This is a genomic window from Legionella brunensis, from assembly GCF_001467025.1.
Classification (GTDB): Bacteria; Pseudomonadota; Gammaproteobacteria; order Legionellales; family Legionellaceae; genus Tatlockia; species Tatlockia brunensis.
In genome coordinates, this window is the sequence record NZ_LNXV01000029.1 from 171,726 (window position 1) to 189,924 (window position 18,199).

The following is an 18,199-nucleotide window of genomic DNA, read 5'->3' on the forward strand; positions in this document are numbered from 1 at the left end:
CCAAGCCGCAGGGTCTATTAGCACATTAAATCTCCATTTCGCGATAGTTTTGGTTCACATCTGCGGCTGCATCTAATATCATATGCGCTTTATGATTGCGGCGATTCACCATGACATTATCTCCATTAAATGCTATCTCACCTATCGATGGACGTTACTTAAAAAAAACTACCATTCTAAGTCCCTATTTTAGTGAGTTTGCTCTCACTTATTACCGTTTGATGGTTGAAATTCGCTGGCTTGAGACATTGGCTGCCAATAAGGAAATTGCTGAAGTACCGCAGCTCGATAATAATGCAAAAGTTTATTTGGCTGAAATATTGGTAAATTTTAATGAGGCAGAAGCTGAAAAAGTCAAAGATTACGAAAAAAAGACCAACCACGATGTCAAAGCTGTTGAGTATTATTTGCAAGAAAAGCTAGAGCAATTTGAAAGTCTGCGCAAATACACTGCCTTTATCCATTTTGCTTGTACCTCGGAAGATATTAATAATTTAGCCTATGCCTTGATGATCAAAGAGGCGATTGCCCAGGTCATTCAACCCACACTTGCCGAAATTATCGGTAGCATTACCATGCTAGGTAAACAGCATGGAGATATTGCGATGTTGTCAAGAACTCATGGTCAACCTGCAACGCCGACGACAGTTGGGAAAGAGCTCGTAAATTTTGTTGCACGTTTGAAGCGTCCACAACAACAATTGGCAGAGGTACTTATACCCGCGAAATGCAACGGTGCTGTAGGCAATTACAATGCTCATGTTATTGCCTATCCCGAGGTTGATTGGCGTAAACATTGTGCAAATTTTGTTAGCTCATTAGGACTATCGTTCAGTGCCTACACGACGCAAATAGAGCCACATGATGGAATCGCTGAGGTCTCGCACATTATGACTCGTATTAATAACATCCTACTTGATTATACTCGTGATATTTGGACTTACATTTCACTCAATTATTTTAAGCAAAAAACGGTCGCCGAAGAAGTTGGCTCGTCAACAATGCCTCATAAAGTAAACCCCATTGATTTTGAAAATGCTGAGGGTAATCTTGGTTTGGCTAATGCCCTATTTAATCATTTTGCGAATAAACTTACCCAATCACGTATGCAACGAGATTTATCGGACTCAACTGTCTTGCGCAATATAGGTGTTGCTTTTGCCTATACACTGATAGCGTTTCAAGCTATTGCCAAAGGAAATGACAAGTTACAAATTAATAAAATTGCTTTAAAGGCAGATCTGGACGCCAATTGGGAAGTATTAGCTGAGGCAATTCAGACTATCATGCGTCGTTATAATGTGCCTAATGCCTATGAACAGCTAAAAAATCTTACCCGCGGGCAAGGTATTGACGAAAAGAGTTTAAAAACCTTTATTAAATCACTTGCTGTTCCAGAAGAAGTGAAAAATCAATTGATTGAATTAACACCAGAAAAATACACCGGCTTAGCCGCACAACTGGTAAAAGCATTTTCATGACCACATTAGACCAACAAGGACAAGCTAAAGAGTTTGACGTTCTAGTATTAGGGACAGGTTTGGCAGGCCTTAATTATTGCCTGCAACTACTCAAAATGCAGCCGCACGTAAAAATTGCTTTAGTTAGCAAAGCTGAAAGTACTGAGTGCAACAGTCGCTACGCACAAGGTGGGATAGCGGCAGCCGTTGCTAAAGATGACTCGCAAGAATCCCATATTGCAGATACCTTACAGGCCGGCGATGGATTATGTTATCGACCGGCAGTCGAATTTATCATTCGCCAAGCACCTGAAGCCATACAAGATTTACTGAGTTATCCTATTAATTTTACTAAGCAAACAAGTGGCGATTTTGCCCTGGCTCAAGAAGGCGGACACTCTCATCGTCGAATTTTTAATACTGGTGATCAAACTGGCTTAACTGTAACCCAGACACTTTTAGAAACAGCTAAACAGCACCCGCAAATAACATTTTTTGAGCATCACGTGGCTGTTAATTTAATTACCCACTATCATCCCCACCGCACAGATATCCAGGGTGAGGTTCTTGGTGCCTATGTATTAGACTGTGAGAAAAATCGCATCCATACGTTTGTTGCTCGTTGTGTGATTCTTGCCACTGGTGGAGCTGGTAAAACCTATCGTTATACGACCAACCCTATGATTGCTACTGGTGATGGTGTAGCGATGGCCTATCGTGCAGGAGCTCGAGTAGGTAACATGGAGTTTTATCAATTTCACCCTACCCTATTGCACCATCATTCATTGAATAATTTTTTAATCTCTGAAGCGGTCCGTGGTGAAGGTGGTTTATTAGTAAATCCTGAAACAAACGAGCGATTCATGCAGCGCTATGCGCCAGAATCAATGGAATTAGCCACTCGTGACGTGGTTGCCCGCTCTATTTTTAGTGAGATAGAGCAAGGCCAGCAAGGCTTTGTATATTTAGACATTAGACATCAATCTAAATCATTTTTGCAAAAACGTTTTCCCCAGATTTATAAAACCCTACTAAATATTGGCATTGATATGAGCCAAGACATGATCCCTGTCGTTCCTGCAGCGCATTATCAATGTGGGGGGGTTTTAACGGATGTCGATGGCCGTACTGATCTAAAACGTCTGTATGCGATAGGCGAAGTCGCCTTTACAGGTTTGCATGGCGCCAATCGCTTAGCGAGCAATTCGTTATTAGAAGCACTTGTCATGGCCAGTAATGCGGCCAGATGTACTCTTAAAGATATCACGACTCCAGCTAAAGTCATCGAGACTATTCCTAATTGGAGTTCACCTGGGGAAGTCAATCCCCGAAGAGCGAGTCAAATCAATGCCCATTGGCGCGGATTAAGAGGTGAAATGACTTCTTATGCGGGTATTGTGCGCACTGAAGCGGGCTTACAAGATCTACTACAATTAATTATGAAACGAAAAAAAATCATTGAAGAGTATTATTGGAAACACTGTATTACTCGTGATTTTATTGAACTACGAAATATCGTATTGAATGCGGAATTGATTGTCAAAGCAGCACTATCACGAAGGGAATCACGTGGGGGACATTATCGTGAAGACTTTCCCCATAAGAATGCAAAAGCAGAGGAAAGTATTGCTAGATTAACCTCACCGCAAAACCCTTTTACTTAATTTAAGGTGCCTGGATGTTTAAAAGTCATTCCATTTATCAACCTGAAAAAACGCTCATGCGTATCACTAATGACATGAGTATTTGCCAGAGTGATTACCCACTAGATTGGTATCAGGAAGATTTTATCCCTTATGCAGAAGAATACCTTGCGCTACCTGATCGTAAATTAACTACTGTTTTGTCTTGGATGACTCCCTATCTCAAAAAAGCACAAGCACATTTTGGTGACAAATTACTCTTGCTTGCTCATTATTATATGGGAGGAGACATTGTTAGGCTTGTTGAGCAGTTTGGTGGACAAATTGGCGACTCCTACCAATTAGCCTTGATGGCTGCCAATCATCCTGAAAAATCTGTCATTATCGAATCAGCAGTGCATTTCATGGCAGAGTCTATTGCTATTCTCGCGAATCAACATCAACACGTGTACATTACCAATCCTAAATCAGGATGCACCATGGAAATGTTAGCGAAGGATTTTATGGTGGAGCCTGCTTTTTTAGATCTTAACGAAAGATACGGCCCTGAAAATATCTTACCCGTCTGTTACATGAATACCTCCGGACGAGTTAAAGCAATGACCGGTGCACAAGGAGGTGCCGTATGTACTAGCTCAAATGTCAAAAAAATTTTTGAATGGGCTCGTCGTCAAAATAAAAAAATATTATTCATTCCTGATAGACATATGGGAGAAAATATTGCCTATTGGATGGGTATAAAAAATCTGGCTTATTGGCCAGGTGGTACCGCAGGCGCACAATATTCTTTACCTGATCAAGACAAAAAAACCTTAGACCAATTTGATAAGGCAGAACTCATTTTATTCTCAAGTGAGTGCGCAGTGCATACTCATTACCAGCCAGAAATGTGTGAGTATTGGCATAGTTTAGGTTATGCAACAGTTGTTCATCCTGAATGCCGTAATGACGTTATCCGCGTCGCACAACATTCTGGCTCCACAGCCTTTATTTGGGATTATGTAGTCAATGACAAAGCTGGTAGCAAAAAATATGCGATTGGTACCGAAAATCACATGGTTGAAAATGTGAAACAGCATTGTAAACATCTTGGCATTGAGGTAGTGAATCTCGCTGAAGCTCCTAAAAAAGATCATGAGAAAGGAATGGGCTGCGGGTGTGCGACCATGTCACGAAATGATCCTCCTCATCTGGTTGCTTTGCTTGATCTTTTAAGACAAGGCAAAACAATGGTTTATAACGAAGTCAGAGCAGGAGATTTGGTCAATGAATTTACTGGCTCGCGGCAACGACTTAGTGAGACAGACCAACAATGGATTATTGATAACGCTAAAAAAGCACTGGAAATGATGATTAATATCACTGAGGATCGAGGCTAATTCAGAAACTTATAGGTTAAAGGAGTACAAAATTGAAAAAGGAATACCACTCAATTTATGAAGTGCATGTTGAGAAAATGGATGGCACCCAGACTAATTTGCAATCCTATCAAGGTCAGGTGATGCTTATTGTCAATGTCGCAAGTCGCTGCGGTTTTACTCCTCAATACGCTGAATTAGAAGCACTTCAACAAGATTATAAAAAGCAAGGCTTTAGTATTCTAGGATTTCCTTGTAATCAATTTTTTCATCAGGAACCTGGAACTCACGAAGAAATTAAAACCTTTGCAGAAAGCTGCTATCGAGTAACCTTCCCATTATTTGCAAAATTGGATGTTAAAGGCGCTAATCAAGCTCCTTTATATGATTACATTTTACAAAACATCAAAAAGCGGCCGTTGAAGTTTGTTCCTTGGAATTTTACAAAAATACTAATCGACACTCAGGGAAATGTGCTGAAACAATATTTACCAATGGCTTCTTTTAAAAAGATTCGTCAAGAAATTGAAACCTTATTAGCTAAACACTAATAAAACTGAGGTATTTTTAAATGTCCCACAAATTTAATACTTCCTTAAGCATTATACGATACATTGAAAAATAACAGGACAATTAGGTTAGGAAAAAACCGTCATTCAATTTGTGGGTCCTATCATGCGTACACGAGTTAACAGCCGTCAACATAATCTGGCAACAGTCAGCTCCGATAAGGCTGCTGAAGATGCTTTCTATACACAAGGTCTTTTTTCACTCTATTCATTCTTTGATAAAGAAATGAGAAAGCAACACAAGATCAAGGCTAATGAAAATAATCGCTGGCTTTACGATAAAAATGATGCGGCAGTTCCCAAGAAGTTTTATATGTATGCCATTGGTAAGAATGGCGCTCTATACATTGGCAATCCAACAGTGCATTCACAATTTAAAGCTGGAAAAGAAACCCAATCAGCAGGTTGGATAGACTACCAGTGGAATGAAGAAAAGCAAGAAGTTACTTTGATTATTGATAACTGTAGTGGTCACTATACACCTACGTTAAGTCAATTTCTGAGTGGCTTACATGGCTTGCATGAGGCAAAAATGTTACCTGACCGTTTTACAATTAGGCTAAGTAAGCTTACTAAATTCGATTATTCCATGGATGCAGATTTTTGGGAGAATGCGAGACTTGACTCGCCAAGCACAGAAAAATCAGCCATGGTTACCGTGACCTACTCGGCTAAAAATAAAGGCTTCATTTTTTCAAGAGAAACCGGACAAAGCTATGAAATGAGTAAGGAACAAATTTTTGAGAATGATTCTCCAAACCTAACTCCTAACTTAAGTTAGTAAATTGGGCAATAATAATCTTCCAGTGTTAACCAATCATCATAAATGTCTAGGATGACTTTGTTCTCTCTTCGCTTAGCCATTTGGTATGGTGTTAATGAGGAATTATTTTTCTCATAGGGATTCAGTTGTCGTAAATTATCTTTCATGTATTGCGCAAGCTCACAATTAGTTGAGAACGATAGCGACTCTAATAAATTAGCTCCTGCATTATTCTTCCCCATCCCATCCACTCCCTTTTGTTCAAATAAAAAGCGAAAAGCATTGAATGAGCCATAATACGCTGCAATGAACAACAAGTTATTTCCTTGAGCATTTTTTTCATGCCAATTCAAATTTGGAAAATTTGCATCCATGGCTCTTAGTAGAACTTCATTATCTGCAGCAGTCGCGTAAAATAAAATCCGTTGCCTCATCGTTGAGTCAAGAGTAGGCAATAACTCTTCCACTAAAGCCAAGTGATCTGAGTAAGCACAACCTAAAAAGAGGTCCCCAAGAGCATTTTGATCACTGTTGTGGCATTTTTGAAAAGCTTTCACAAGTTTTTCCTGACCTAAGAAACCAACTAAAACCGGCAAGTTGAATTTAGGTAATTTGGCATTTTTTGCTAGATAACAACTTTTATAAATCTCTTTGAGTAAACATCCTTGACTAGTCAAAAAATTTAAATCATCGGCACCTAATTCTTTAAAATCACGTTGCAGATGTGCTTTCCATAAAGAGTCAACTTTGGTGGAAACAAATTTTTTAAAAAAAGTTGAGACTCCTCCTAATTTATATAAATCTAAAGGGGGAAATTCACGAGCAATCATGACTTGTAAATCAAAGCTTAATTTTTCCAGCGAATAGAGTTTGTCGTTAAGTTCGTTACTATAGTCTTTAAGTAATTTTGCAAATCCGGAATTTGGAGCGACTACACCTCGGATGCTGCGAAGTAAATTCAACGTATTTTCATAACTGACTTTATGGCCCCATTGATGTGCTTCATATAAAAGCCAAGCAATAACAAAACTAGCTGAACGAGACATTCCTTTTTCACAATGAATTAAAATTTTTGAGTTGTTTTGCTTTGCTTCTTCTATAAAAGCAAAGACATCTTTTAAATAGGGTAGGATATTTTCGTTTCTGGAGTCAGGAATTGGGATAATCAGTTGTTTAATGAGGGGGGGCAGTTCGGGTGCATTCTGCATAATACTCACTACATGAGTAATTCCTTCGTGTTCAAATATCCCTCCATCCTTTACACTATCCACGCCACTTAATAAAAGATAATCCGTTACTTGGCTTGGATATGCTAACTGACTCTCAAGATGAAACATCATGACCCTTGAATTTTGGCAGAAATTAAAAACAGGGCAATTATAACACAACAAACATTTTTTTTGATCTTACCATTGGTACCCAGCAGTTTTTTAAGCGAGTTATTGCCCTTAAAGTACTAATGTGATTCCAGCAATGACACTATTATTGTATTGATTAGGATTATTAGTAAGTTGTTGATACACTCCAAAATCTAGCGCCATCATGGACTTAAGCATATAGATAAAACCACAATCCACAATTACCGCGCCGCTCTCATGAGGTCCTGTTTGTGATTGACCATAGATTTCAGCATAAAGACTTATCTTTTCAATAGGCGCATAGCTGATTAATACGTCGGGTAGTAATGACGTATAACGCCCTCCACCTTCCAAAGTAGGATTAGTAAACGAGCCTCCCTCAAGCATCGCGGTAGCACTCCATTGCTCGTTAAAAGCATAGATGCCAATACCACTTATAGCTATACCTAAGCTTTCACTACCAAAAGCAGAACTTCCACCCGGAAATATGACGGTTCCACTTCCTGTAAATATCCAATTTTGGCCATAACTGAATGGATGTTTAAAATCAAAACTAAAGGGTGAATAGCCAGAAAAAGGAGCCTCATTGATACGATTATAATTAGACAAAAACAATCCAATCTCATTGTGTCCTGGCAACCCAATTCGAAACTCACCTTGTGGAAAAGTTTGCTGCCAACCAGAGGGCTTAAGGGTTTGATATTGGTAGCCCCCCTCTAAAAACGCTGTTTTCAATGGGAGAGAGCAAGGACTGTCAACATTTCCTCCACGATCGGTCAATACGAGTACCTGTGGAGACCCCGTACAGGGATTATCATAGGTTTGTGCAATAACATTTGCCAGATTCACAGATAGAATAATCAAAACATAAAATAAGTTTCGTCCCTGCTTCACTAACATCCATTATTCCAGATTATCTGTTTATTTTGCTCCTAACCTTATCATAGTTATTCTTATTTACCAGGTAGAATATATTTAGGGATAGAAGAATGCTTGCAACCAAGCAATATCTTATTAATCCGTGGCAATGCTAAAAATACAGTCTGTGAGTGATTGCGTACAAACAAAACCACCATAGGTATCGATCCAATTATAGTCAGTCCGAGCCGGAATTTTGACTCTTACTGGCCACCAAATTGAATAAAGTCCTAAGGAATTACTATAAGCACATACTACCCCTCGTCCCATACCAGCAACCATGATGTTGGCTCTAACAAAACGAGTCCCATCTTCACCTTGCACACGATTGGGCGAATAAGGATTTTCAATCCATGGTTTAGGGATTACTCCCCATTTTAATGAAGTTGTGTCAGGATCAGGGCAGGATAACATTGCAGCCTTGCTTGTTAATGTGAACAAGAGCAGACCTGCCATATTTACCAGTATTATTTTTTTCATGATTTGCACTTAATTGATTAGTTATTGTTTAATTTTTATAAAAAAACTCATTCAAAGGCAATACATTCACAAGCGTAGCAAATAATTTTAGATTTCCCATTGTATCACAGCATTTCTTTGTTATAATGGCCGCCTATGCCGGGGTGGCGGAATTGGTAGACGCGCCGGATTCAAAATCCGGTGGTGGTGACACCGTGTGGGTTCGAGTCCCACCCTCGGTACCAAAATTCATTATGATATCTTCCTAAAGTTCTTTTTCTACATCGTCCTTCTAATAACTCTGAGTCATTTAAAAACTGTTAATAAGGATATATAACAATGCCAAACAATGATGCTCTTTCTTCATTAACTCAGCATAATTTAGAAATATTCCCAAACTCTCGTGCGCAACTCCTCAATGATTTGCGAAATCAATGGATTAAAAGCAAACCTTTGGCTGGAATTAAATTATTGCACAATATCCCTTTAACCTATGAAACCTTGGTAAAACTAGAGTCATTATTAGCTGCAGGTGCAAATTTAACTGTGACGCACACTCAATTTTTAGAAAAATCACCTGCAACTAATATTGTAACTTTTTTAAATAAATTAGGACTTACATACATAGAAAAGCACAATGAAATCAAAGGAGAATTCGATATTGCTTTAGATTGTTGTGCCGAAGTAGTTAACATGCCTAATGTAAAGATTAGAAGGGGTATTGTTGAATTAACTCAAAGCGGTGGTGAGCTCTACAAGCAAATGACGACACCATTCCCAGTCATTAGTGTTGATGAATCTAACTTAAAAAAATTAGAAGGCATGTATGGCACCGGCGAATCCTTTGTGAGAGCCATTAAGGAGCAATCCAGGCAATCAATTAGTGAGCAACATTTCATGGTATTTGGCTTTGGCAAAGTAGGACGTGGAATTGTAAAATATTTGCGACGAGAAACACCCTATATTACTGTCGTTGATAAATCTAAGGAACAATTGCGAAAAGCAGAAGAGCTTGGTGTCAAAGTACTTCATGCTTCCCAAATTAGTATGATCAAAGAACGCGCCAAAGAAGCGTTCTGCTTGGTTACAGCAACCGGCGAACCACAAGCATTATCCCACTATTTAACTGCAGAAGATTGTCCACAATCACTCATTGCTAATATGGGGGCAAGCGACGAAATAGGTTCCGGATTTAATAATAATCAGATACTGTTCTCAGGGATGCCGATTAACTTTTCTTTAAAGCACCCCACTTTACTTCATTTTATTGATCCAATCTTTTATGCTCATAATTTAGCTGCACAATTAATCTTGGAAAATAATTACGCTCCTGGATATCATCCCTTCCCAACGTATTTAGACGACTTAATTGTCAAGATGTGGAATGCCTATAACCCCATTGATATTAGTGATATCTATCTTTAAGACAACAGCTCCAGCAGGTCAATTTTGAATTGCTCTGATGCTGAGCTTATTAAATAAGGGACAGGTGCTACACCACTCTCACACTTTCACGCTTCTCAAAATTAAATTCATCAGGAATTTTAGTCTGTTCCCTTATCATCAAAAGGAAAGGAACAAAACCTAAAGCCAGGATAAATGATAATTGATAGAGGCCTATCCATCCGAGCCACATCTGCAACATCGCGGCCAAAGGGCCTGAGAAAATTCGCGGCAATGCTGAGACAGCAACCAATAAGGAAAATTGGGTTCCCGTAAATGACTTATTGACCAACCGCATAAATAGTGCAACCAATGCTGTTGACCCCATACCGGCTGCAAAGTTATCACAAATAACGGCTGTGGCAAACAATGCCAAGTTTTTTCCCATAATTGCTAATAAGATAAACAAAATATTTGTTGCTGCCTGTAATAAACCAAATGCTAACAAAGCGCTAAACAAGGACCAACGCATTAAAATCATTCCTGCAGCCAAACCGCCTAAAAGAATGGAACTAATGCCAATCATCTTGTTTACGTAACCAATTGTATCAAGGGAAAATCCCACCCCTTGAATTAAAAATGGCATGACTATGCCGCTTGTTGTAGCAGTGAATGCCTCTCCTAACTTGTAGAACAAAATAAAAAACAATAATGGGATAACACCACGCCGAGTTAACAGATCTTTAACGGGGGCAATAAACGAGCTAACAAAACTCGTACTAGTTGTTAATTGAGTAGTAGGCTCAGAACTCCATAAGGTAGCAATAATGCCAGCCACCATGAGAATACCCATTAAACGGTAAGTAAATGCCCAACCAAAATGTTTAGCAATAACCAGTGCTAAACCTCCAGCGATAAGAAGAGCCAACCGATAGCCAAAAACAGCCACAGAAGCCCCTAACCCGTGCTCCCTTGTAGAAAGATACTCTACACGATGCGCATCAATGGCTACATCTTGAGTAGCTGAAAAACAAGCGAGGGAAAAGGCCAGAATGGCCATAATTTCAGGAGAAGTTTTCGGTGAAAACCAAGCCATGGCATTAAAACCCACTAGCAAAGCAATCTGCATAACAAGCATCCAGCTTCGTCTTCTTCCAATAGGCAAGAGAGAATATCGATCGAGTAAAGGGCCCCAAGCAATCCGGTATGCATAGGGTAAGCTGATTAAACTTAACATTCCCGTTGCCAACACAGACATCCCTACATCAGCATACCAAGCTTGTAAGGTTCCACTTAGCAATGCCAACGGGAGTCCTGAGGAAAATCCCAGTAAAAAAATAATTAATAAACGTTTATTCATATAATTCTAATCAATTAAATTCTTAATGTTACTTACTGAGAAATCGCGAAATGTAAGCACGCCCTGGAAATCATGATAATTTTTTTGAAATAGAATGGAACTGGAGCAAGCAAGATTAAGAATTCAATAAAATTAATGCTCCCGACATGTATCAGGAGCACCGGCTTTTAATTAAGCGTCAGATTTTTTTACAGAGATCAAATGAATTTTAAAAATTAATGTTTCATTTGGACCAATAGGACCACCTACACTGCGAGGACCATAAGCTAAATCCGCAGGAACATAAACTTCCCAAGTTGAGCCAGCTGGCATCAGTTGTAGTGCTTCAGTCCACCCAGGAATCACTTGTGATACCTTGAAAGTGGCTGGTTTACCAGCTTTATCGGTACTGTCAAAAACTTGGCCATCAATCAGTGTACCAGTGTATTCAACGGTAACAGTGTCCTCTTTAGAAGGTTTAGCACCATCACCCTTTTGAATTATTTTATATTGCAAACCACTTGGTAAACTAACAACACCTTCTTTTGCTTTATTCTGATTTAAAAAGGCTTCACCTTTAGCTTTATTTTCGTCAGCTTTCTTGCTGAATTCAGCAGTACGCTTTGCCATCAAATCTTTTTGAAATTTATTCAATACATCTTTCATTTGCTGTTCTGTCAATAACAATTGCCCACCGCTCATACCATCTTGCAAACCTTTGGCCATTGCTGAAGGATTGATATCAATACCTTGCTTTTTAAAGTTTTTACCTAAATCAGCGCCAATACTGTAAGACAGCTTATCCATGTCACTATTTAATGATGTTGTAGGTGTAGCAGATGTTGCAGGTGCAGGTGTGGCAGTAGCTGATGCATCGGCAGCAACGATTGCCGTTGACATTGTCAAACCTATGACAGCTGCAGCGACCAGTCTCATCTTCATAAACAATTCCCCTTTTGTCTTTGGTCAGAATAGAACTTGCAAAAATGCCCAACCATTCTGCCTAAATTTAATTAAAATTACTAGTCAAGCCTTAAGCAAAATCAATTTTTTGGCTATTCTTTTAGTATTAAGGCTACATTCTTATTGTTTGTGTGTAAGTTTCCTTCTAAAATTGACATTATTTAAACCACTGAGTTCTTAGAATGAGTATTAGCATATTTGATTTGTTTTCCATAGGCATTGGCCCTTCAAGCTCTCACACGGTAGGACCAATGCTTGCAGCTAACGCTTTTTTAGATTTATTAATTAAAGGAAAACATTTTGATAAGACTGAGCGACTCAAGATAGAACTTTATGGTTCTCTCGCTTTAACCGGCAAAGGTCATGGCACTGATAAAGCCATTTTGAATGGATTAGAAGGAAAGGCTCCAGAAACAGTCATCCCCGAAAGCATGGTGCCTCGGATGCAAGAAATTATTGCTTCTAAAGAACTCCGTTTGGCGGGGGAAAAAACGATTCCGTTTTCTGAAAATTCTGATTTTTTATTCTTGCAAAAAGAGCTCCTCCCTAAACATAGTAATGGGATGCGGTTTACTGCTTATGATAAACAAGGCAATATGCTACTCGCTCAAGTCTATTATTCAATTGGTGGTGGCTTTATAACGACAGAAGAAGACTTTGATCACGCATCGAGTGTCAATAGTCCTCCACCCTATCCCTTCATAACTGCTCGCCAACTTTTGACACTATGCCACAAAAATAAGATGACGATTGCCGAGCTTATGATGGCTAATGAGTTAACGTGGAAAACAGCCGATGCTATTCATGACGGTATTCTTGCCATTGCCAAGGTAATGGACGAATGTATTGAAAATGGTTGCCATCATCCTGGTAATTTACCTGGCGGATTAAATCTTAAACGACGTGCACCTGATCTATATAAAAAGCTGATAGAGCATAAAGGGGTGCCCAGTGTTTTTGAGCAATCTGACATCATGAACAAACTCAATCTGTTTGCCATGGCTGTCAATGAAGAAAACGCGGCTGGCGGACGGATTGTGACAGCGCCAACTAATGGTGCTGCTGGTATTATTCCTGCGGTTCTTAGATACTGTCAGGAAGCTCATGATCGTTGGAGCAAAGAGGACATCTACACTTATTTTCTAACCGCAGCAGCCATTGGGATTCTTTATAAAGAAGGTGCTTCTATTTCTGGGGCTGAAGTGGGTTGTCAGGGTGAAGTTGGTGTTGCTTCTTCAATGGCCGCAGCAGGACTTACAGCGGTATTAGGGGGCACAATTGAACAAATCGAAAATGCCGCTGAAATTGCTATGGAACATCATCTTGGCATGACTTGCGACCCGGTAATGGGCTTAGTGCAAATCCCTTGCATTGAACGAAATGCTATGGGTGCTGTTAAAGCGGTTAATGCTTCGCGTATGGCTTTAATTGGTGATGGTCAACATCAAATCTCTTTGGATAAAGTGATTCGTACGATGAAAGATACGGGTAAAGATATGCAAAGTATTTACAAGGAAACTTCGATGGGTGGTTTGGCTGTTAATCACCCTGAATGCTGATAGGCTAGACCTCATAAGACATCACTTCAACTTTGTTGGTGCAATGTTGCACCAACAATAAACCCACCACCAAAATCCACATACCTATTAGAACTTCCACATAAGCTTTTAATGGATTAGTACTCATATAGCCCATCAAGATTACCGCTAATGTGGCGCTGAACATATTAATAAAACTCATCATTGCCGAGCCACTTGCTTTATCTGCAATTGCGTTAGAGGCAACTAAAGAACCCGCTGCAAATAATAAACCACTAAAGATGTAAAAATTCATAGTGCTTAAGAAAAACCAGCTTGCTGAAAAAGAATGGTAATACAACATTCCCGTTAGACTTCCAATGCCCGCAATACACCCGGCCAAACCAATCACAATCACTTTCTTTGCCGGCAGGCGATTCACTAAAATTTTTGCCCATAAACCGCCAATTAACATCCCCAACATATTGAGTAAATTCCAATACCCATAATCCACAATTCGTATATGAAGAATGTCATTTGCTATTTGTGGACCCGCTGCTGAAAAGCAGTATCCTATTGCTGAGCAAAGTCCAATTACCAAAGAAAACACAATTAATTTTCCACAAGAAAGAGCTCGTCGGTAATTGGCTACAATTGCACGTAGGTTAATTTCTTGTGGGTTTTGTAGGGTTTCGCTAAACATGCACGTACCCCACAGCATAACCACCCCATGAACTAGCAGGATTAAAAAGCATAAAGACCATTGCCAATACTCAGTCATTACCCCGCCAAAAGCAACGGCCAGTCCAATCCCCATTGTAAAAGATAAAATACTATAAGCCATTGCAGTTGCCCGCTGCGATTCTGGTAACCATTCATTAATTAGCATATAGGTGCATGCTAAACCACTTGCCGCCCCTAAGGCACTAATTAGGCGTCCTAAAACAATAATCCCAAAGTTTGTCTCTGCCAGTCCCAACAAACAAATCAGAACACCTACCAGATTAATACTTAAACCGATACGTAAAGCCAATACTCTGCCAAATCGATTCGCTAAAGGGCCATAAATAAGTTGCCCAATAACATAACCTACTAAAAACGCAGAAACTATCCATTCTACTTCACCAGTGGACAAACCAAATTGCATTTGTATTTGTGGTAAAGCAGGAGTAATTATTGCTGCCGAAAATGAAGCAATTGAAATGTAGGTTAATAACCATGAGATGCGAAGCTTTGAAATCATTATAATTACCCTTTTTACACATATAGGATAATTATATTTTTTGAATTTTAATTAATAAAGATGGGTAATAATTAACAACCATTAACTTTTTATTAACAATCAACCGTGACCTATCGACATTTGATAAGCTTTCTTTGGCGCAGAGACATAAAAACGATCGCTTATTGCATATCCTACTATGCAAGCCAATTGCTGATTGATGTAGACTAGAGGAATACGATCACGCAACCAAGGCGGAATCCTCCACTCTTGAAATAATTTTTTTAATGCTTTTGTTTGGCCATGCCAACAAAAAACTTCACCACCTTGACGAAAACGTATTTCAATTGAACTTTGAGCAGGAATACTTAATCCTTCATCACTAAGATTCGCAGACAAAGTACCTAAACCTCTTCCTAAATCCAAAGGTTTAGGAAAGGAAGACCACTGAAAAGTAACTAATGCTTCTTGAGAAAACTCTTTTAACAAATACAACCTTTCCTGATAGCGTCTAACACAAACATCTTCCCAAATTACCTGAGGATTTGCATCTTTTTTGGCATAAACCATTTCTGTAATTAAACGATTAAATGTTGTTGTTGGTGGCAACTTAATTTGATTGTGCCTAAGCCATACCCGCAAAACATTGGCTAATCGTGCTTTGCTTAAATTGGTTAATTGGCTAATTGATAATTGATTTGGGATTCTTTTTAAATCCGGACAATCAATTATTGCCAAATCCTCAAGATTGGCTTGAGCCTGTTGGCAATGATCACTGGTACGGGCAAAATTGTTTATTGCCTTTGGCCAGCGTGAAACTAGTAAGGGTATAATTTGATGCCGTAAATAGTTTCGGGAAAAATCAATGTCTTCATTACTTTCGTCATCAATCCACAGCAACTGATGGCTATTTGCATAGGATTCTAAAGTAGCACGAGAAAGATGTAGCAACGGACGCAATAATTGACCTTGACCTAGTTTTTTTGTATCAGCCATTCCTGCCAAACCGTCAATTCCTGTCCCACGCAAAAGATGTAGTAAAAGCGTCTCAGCTTGGTCGTTAATGTGATGAGCAAGAATTAGACAATCGTTAACGCCTATTAATTCCATAAACGCAGCATATCTCGCCCGTCTAGCAGCATCTTCAATATTGGCATTCCGCTTAAAATCGATTTGTTTAACAATTAACGGGATACGCAGCTTGTCGCAAAATCGCTCACAATGCTTTTGCCACTCAAGAGCATTGGGACTTAAACCATGGTTAATATGTATTGCAGTTAATTGGGGGGTAAGTTCAGATTGAAGGGAGAGACTATGAAGTAAAACAGTGGAGTCTAGCCCTCCACTGTAACCAATTATTAGACGATCATACCGTTTAAGCTGCTGCAAAAACTTGGTATCTAGAAGTGGCTTAGTCACAAGCCCCCATAGCCATAAATTTTTGGTAACGTTCCTGCAAAAGTTCATTTATAGACAAAGTTTTTAAGATACGCAACTCATCAATCAATATTTCTTTTAGCCGAATAGCCATCTCTGTGACATTTCGATGAGCTCCCCCTAAAGGTTCAGGAACAACGCTATCAACCAAACCTGACTCAATAATTCTATCGGCAGTAATACCCATAGCCCGGGCTGCCTCACTAGCCTTAGCTGCATCCTTCCATAGGATAGAAGCACAACCCTCCGGAGAAATGACCGAATAAATGCCGTATTGTAACATCAATACCCGATCGCCAACCCCGATAGCAAGCGCGCCCCCAGACCCAGCTTCACCAGTAACGGTACAAATAACGATGGTCTTTAATTTAGCCATTTCCAGCAGATTTCGTGCAATAGCTTCTGATTGATTACGCTCCTCTGCCCCAATACCGGGATATGCACCAGCTGTATCAATAAAGGTAAATATCGGCAATTTAAACTTTTCAGCCATTTTCATTAATCGCAACGCTTTACGATACTCTTCAGGTCGCGCCATTCCAAAATTACGATATACTTTTTCTTTGGTTCTTTTACCCTTTTGGTGCCCTAAAACTATAACAGGCTCACCATTTAATCGTGCTAAACCACCAATAATGGCAGGAGCAGATGAATAATGCCTATCGCCGTGTAACTCTTGAAAGTCTGTGAAAATATTTTCAATATAATCGGTCGTTTGAGGACGCAACGGATGACGTGCCATTTGGGCGACCTGCCAAGGCTCTAGGTTTGAAAAAATATTGGCAGTTAATTCTTCGCATTTTGCTTCAAGGCGCGCGATTTCTTCACTTAGATTAACTTCATTATCATTGCCTACCATACGTAGTGCTTGAATTTTTTGATTCAATTCTTCAATAGGCTGCTCGAAATCCAAAAATTGTCGACTCATCTGTTACTCATTTGGCGAATTTATTTTCATACGCTATGATACCTGTAACTGCTTTTTGACGCTACCGTTCCTGCATATTATATGGCCTTATTTCAACCCATACCCTCTAACAATTATGTTTTGCAACAAGAACGCGTTGACATTTGGGAATTCTCATTAGCTAATTTGCCTCTGCAAGCGACCTCCCTGCTCAACGAGGAAGAGTGCAAACGTGCCAATCGCTTTTATTTTCCTCGTCACCAACGCCGCTTTACAGTGGCTCGTGCCATGTTGCGCGCAATTCTAGGGGCCTATCTAAAGCAAGAGGCTGCGTCAATCTCATTCGTATACAACCAGCACGGAAAACCGTGGGTCAAAAATCCCTTTGATCTCGAATTTAATTTAAGTCATTCAGGAGAATTGGCTTTATTGGCCATAGGTCAAGCATTCCCCTTAGGCATTGATCTCGAGCTATTCTCGTCCAGACCTTATAAAGGGATGGCAAAAAATATATTTTCACCACAAGAGCTTGTTCATTTTTCTAAATTGCCAAAGCATCTAGAACCATTGGCTTTTTTCCATCTTTGGGCTCAAAAAGAAGCCCTAATTAAAGCCTGCGGATTAGGACTTTCTTATCCTACCCAACAATTTGATGTCCCCGTCACTCCGCCGACAAATGCCTTAATTGTCGATCATAAACACCAAAGGCATTGGCAAATGATTTCTTTTATGCCCAAAGTAGCCTGCAGTGCAGCTTTATGTTGTGATCCGCAAATTAAAATTATACGGTACGGAGTTGTTAATCCTTTAGATTTTTTATAATCCCATCACTCATCTTCCATGTTTTTTTTATCACCTTTATGGTACTATTCGCCCATTTTTAAATCACTCTACGCCATTAAT

At 39.5% G+C, this 18,199-nt stretch carries 16 protein-coding genes and 1 tRNA gene; 9 read left to right on the forward strand and 8 right to left on the reverse strand.

Features of this window, described 5'->3' with window-relative positions; all coding sequences use genetic code 11:
* Nucleotides 1-110: 110 nt before the first annotated feature.
* The 5 genes from purB (at nt 111) to Lbru_RS09565 (ending at nt 5,811) form a co-directional block, all read left to right on the forward strand.
* Nucleotides 111-1,481: an adenylosuccinate lyase gene (gene purB, locus Lbru_RS09545; protein WP_058441909.1), complete on the forward strand. Its 1,371-nt coding sequence runs from the start codon at nt 111-113 to the stop codon at nt 1,479-1,481.
* Nucleotides 1,478-3,124 carry an L-aspartate oxidase gene (gene nadB / locus Lbru_RS09550; protein WP_058441910.1) on the forward strand — a complete coding sequence of 549 codons (1,647 nt, stop codon included), beginning with the start codon at nt 1,478-1,480 and terminating at the stop codon, nt 3,122-3,124. Before purB ends, nadB begins: the two co-directional genes overlap by 4 nt.
* Before the next feature lie 14 nt (nt 3,125-3,138).
* Entirely contained in the window at nt 3,139-4,482 is a 1,344-nt protein-coding gene (gene nadA / locus Lbru_RS09555; protein ID WP_058441911.1) for a quinolinate synthase NadA, read from the forward strand.
* 32 nt (nt 4,483-4,514) lie between these two features.
* Nucleotides 4,515-5,012, forward strand: coding sequence for a glutathione peroxidase (locus tag Lbru_RS09560; protein ID WP_083500885.1), 498 nt, complete (start codon nt 4,515-4,517; stop codon nt 5,010-5,012).
* A 124-nt stretch (nt 5,013-5,136) separates the two neighbouring features.
* A complete protein-coding gene (locus Lbru_RS09565) occupies nt 5,137-5,811 on the forward strand; it encodes a hypothetical protein (protein WP_058441912.1) in 675 nt (224 codons plus the stop codon).
* On the opposite strand, the gene Lbru_RS09570 is transcribed toward Lbru_RS09565, so the two are convergent.
* The 3 genes from Lbru_RS09570 to Lbru_RS09580 form a co-directional block, all read right to left on the reverse strand.
* Nucleotides 5,808-7,133: a dual specificity protein phosphatase family protein gene (locus Lbru_RS09570; RefSeq protein ID WP_083500886.1), complete on the reverse strand. Its 1,326-nt coding sequence runs from the start codon at nt 7,131-7,133 to the stop codon at nt 5,808-5,810. The genes Lbru_RS09565 and Lbru_RS09570 overlap by 4 nt on opposite strands.
* A gap of 108 nt (nt 7,134-7,241) precedes the next feature.
* Entirely contained in the window at nt 7,242-8,051 is an 810-nt protein-coding gene (locus Lbru_RS09575) for a transporter (RefSeq protein WP_058441914.1), read from the reverse strand.
* 114 nt (nt 8,052-8,165) lie between these two features.
* Nucleotides 8,166-8,525 (reverse strand): DUF3757 domain-containing protein, encoded by a 360-nt coding sequence (locus Lbru_RS09580; protein ID WP_131793446.1) that lies wholly within the window; start codon nt 8,523-8,525, stop codon nt 8,166-8,168.
* Between the two features lie 161 nt (nt 8,526-8,686).
* Here Lbru_RS09580 and Lbru_RS09585 point away from each other — a divergent pair.
* Nucleotides 8,687-8,773 (forward strand) — tRNA-Leu (locus Lbru_RS09585).
* A 94-nt stretch (nt 8,774-8,867) separates the two neighbouring features.
* A complete protein-coding gene (locus tag Lbru_RS09590; protein WP_058441916.1) occupies nt 8,868-9,953 on the forward strand; it encodes an NAD-binding protein in 1,086 nt (361 codons plus the stop codon).
* Between the two features lie 67 nt (nt 9,954-10,020).
* Here Lbru_RS09590 and Lbru_RS09595 read toward each other — a convergent pair whose 3' ends face one another.
* Both Lbru_RS09595 and Lbru_RS09600 read right to left on the reverse strand, forming a co-directional pair.
* On the reverse strand, nt 10,021-11,271 hold the full coding sequence (locus Lbru_RS09595; RefSeq protein WP_058441917.1) for an AmpG family muropeptide MFS transporter: 1,251 nt from the start codon (nt 11,269-11,271) through the stop codon (nt 10,021-10,023).
* A 171-nt stretch (nt 11,272-11,442) separates the two neighbouring features.
* The gene (locus Lbru_RS09600) at nt 11,443-12,192 is read right to left on the reverse strand and encodes a BamJ family beta-barrel-assembly machinery protein (RefSeq protein WP_058441918.1); all 750 of its coding nucleotides are present in this window, start codon (nt 12,190-12,192) and stop codon (nt 11,443-11,445) included.
* A 203-nt stretch (nt 12,193-12,395) separates the two neighbouring features.
* Between Lbru_RS09600 and Lbru_RS09605 the strand changes: the two genes are divergently transcribed.
* Nucleotides 12,396-13,772, forward strand: a complete 1,377-nt coding sequence (locus Lbru_RS09605; protein ID WP_058441919.1) for an L-serine ammonia-lyase — start codon at nt 12,396-12,398, stop codon at nt 13,770-13,772.
* A 4-nt stretch (nt 13,773-13,776) separates the two neighbouring features.
* On the opposite strand, the gene Lbru_RS09610 is transcribed toward Lbru_RS09605, so the two are convergent.
* The 3 genes from Lbru_RS09610 to Lbru_RS09620 form a co-directional block, all read right to left on the reverse strand.
* Entirely contained in the window at nt 13,777-14,973 is a 1,197-nt protein-coding gene (locus tag Lbru_RS09610) for an MFS transporter (protein WP_058441920.1), read from the reverse strand.
* A 99-nt stretch (nt 14,974-15,072) separates the two neighbouring features.
* The gene (gene tilS, locus Lbru_RS09615) at nt 15,073-16,371 is read right to left on the reverse strand and encodes a tRNA lysidine(34) synthetase TilS (RefSeq protein ID WP_065235452.1); all 1,299 of its coding nucleotides are present in this window, start codon (nt 16,369-16,371) and stop codon (nt 15,073-15,075) included.
* Nucleotides 16,364-17,317, reverse strand: coding sequence for an acetyl-CoA carboxylase carboxyltransferase subunit alpha (locus Lbru_RS09620; RefSeq protein WP_058441922.1), 954 nt, complete (start codon nt 17,315-17,317; stop codon nt 16,364-16,366). Before Lbru_RS09620 ends, tilS begins: the two co-directional genes overlap by 8 nt.
* An 81-nt stretch (nt 17,318-17,398) precedes the next feature.
* Here Lbru_RS09620 and Lbru_RS09625 point away from each other — a divergent pair, with 81 nt between their 5' ends.
* Nucleotides 17,399-18,118 carry a 4'-phosphopantetheinyl transferase family protein gene (locus tag Lbru_RS09625; protein WP_058441923.1) on the forward strand — a complete coding sequence of 240 codons (720 nt, stop codon included), beginning with the start codon at nt 17,399-17,401 and terminating at the stop codon, nt 18,116-18,118.
* Nucleotides 18,119-18,199 lie beyond the last annotated feature (81 nt).

Coding starts and splice junctions, on each gene's coding strand:
- purB (WP_058441909.1), top strand. CDS start 111: ATGACATTATCTCCATTAAATGCTATCTCACCTATCGATGGACGTTAC.
- nadB (WP_058441910.1), top strand. CDS start 1,478: ATGACCACATTAGACCAACAAGGACAAGCTAAAGAGTTTGACGTTCTA.
- nadA (WP_058441911.1), top strand. CDS start 3,139: ATGTTTAAAAGTCATTCCATTTATCAACCTGAAAAAACGCTCATGCGT.
- Lbru_RS09565 (WP_058441912.1), top strand. CDS start 5,137: ATGCGTACACGAGTTAACAGCCGTCAACATAATCTGGCAACAGTCAGC.
- Lbru_RS09570 (WP_083500886.1), bottom strand. CDS start 7,133: ATGATGTTTCATCTTGAGAGTCAGTTAGCATATCCAAGCCAAGTAACG.
- Lbru_RS09575 (WP_058441914.1), bottom strand. CDS start 8,051: ATGTTAGTGAAGCAGGGACGAAACTTATTTTATGTTTTGATTATTCTA.
- Lbru_RS09580 (WP_131793446.1), bottom strand. CDS start 8,525: ATGGCAGGTCTGCTCTTGTTCACATTAACAAGCAAGGCTGCAATGTTA.
- Lbru_RS09590 (WP_058441916.1), top strand. CDS start 8,868: ATGCCAAACAATGATGCTCTTTCTTCATTAACTCAGCATAATTTAGAA.
- Lbru_RS09595 (WP_058441917.1), bottom strand. CDS start 11,271: ATGAATAAACGTTTATTAATTATTTTTTTACTGGGATTTTCCTCAGGA.
- Lbru_RS09600 (WP_058441918.1), bottom strand. CDS start 12,192: ATGAAGATGAGACTGGTCGCTGCAGCTGTCATAGGTTTGACAATGTCA.
- Lbru_RS09605 (WP_058441919.1), top strand. CDS start 12,396: ATGAGTATTAGCATATTTGATTTGTTTTCCATAGGCATTGGCCCTTCA.
- Lbru_RS09610 (WP_058441920.1), bottom strand. CDS start 14,973: ATGATTTCAAAGCTTCGCATCTCATGGTTATTAACCTACATTTCAATT.
- Lbru_RS09620 (WP_058441922.1), bottom strand. CDS start 17,317: ATGAGTCGACAATTTTTGGATTTCGAGCAGCCTATTGAAGAATTGAAT.
- Lbru_RS09625 (WP_058441923.1), top strand. CDS start 17,399: ATGGCCTTATTTCAACCCATACCCTCTAACAATTATGTTTTGCAACAA.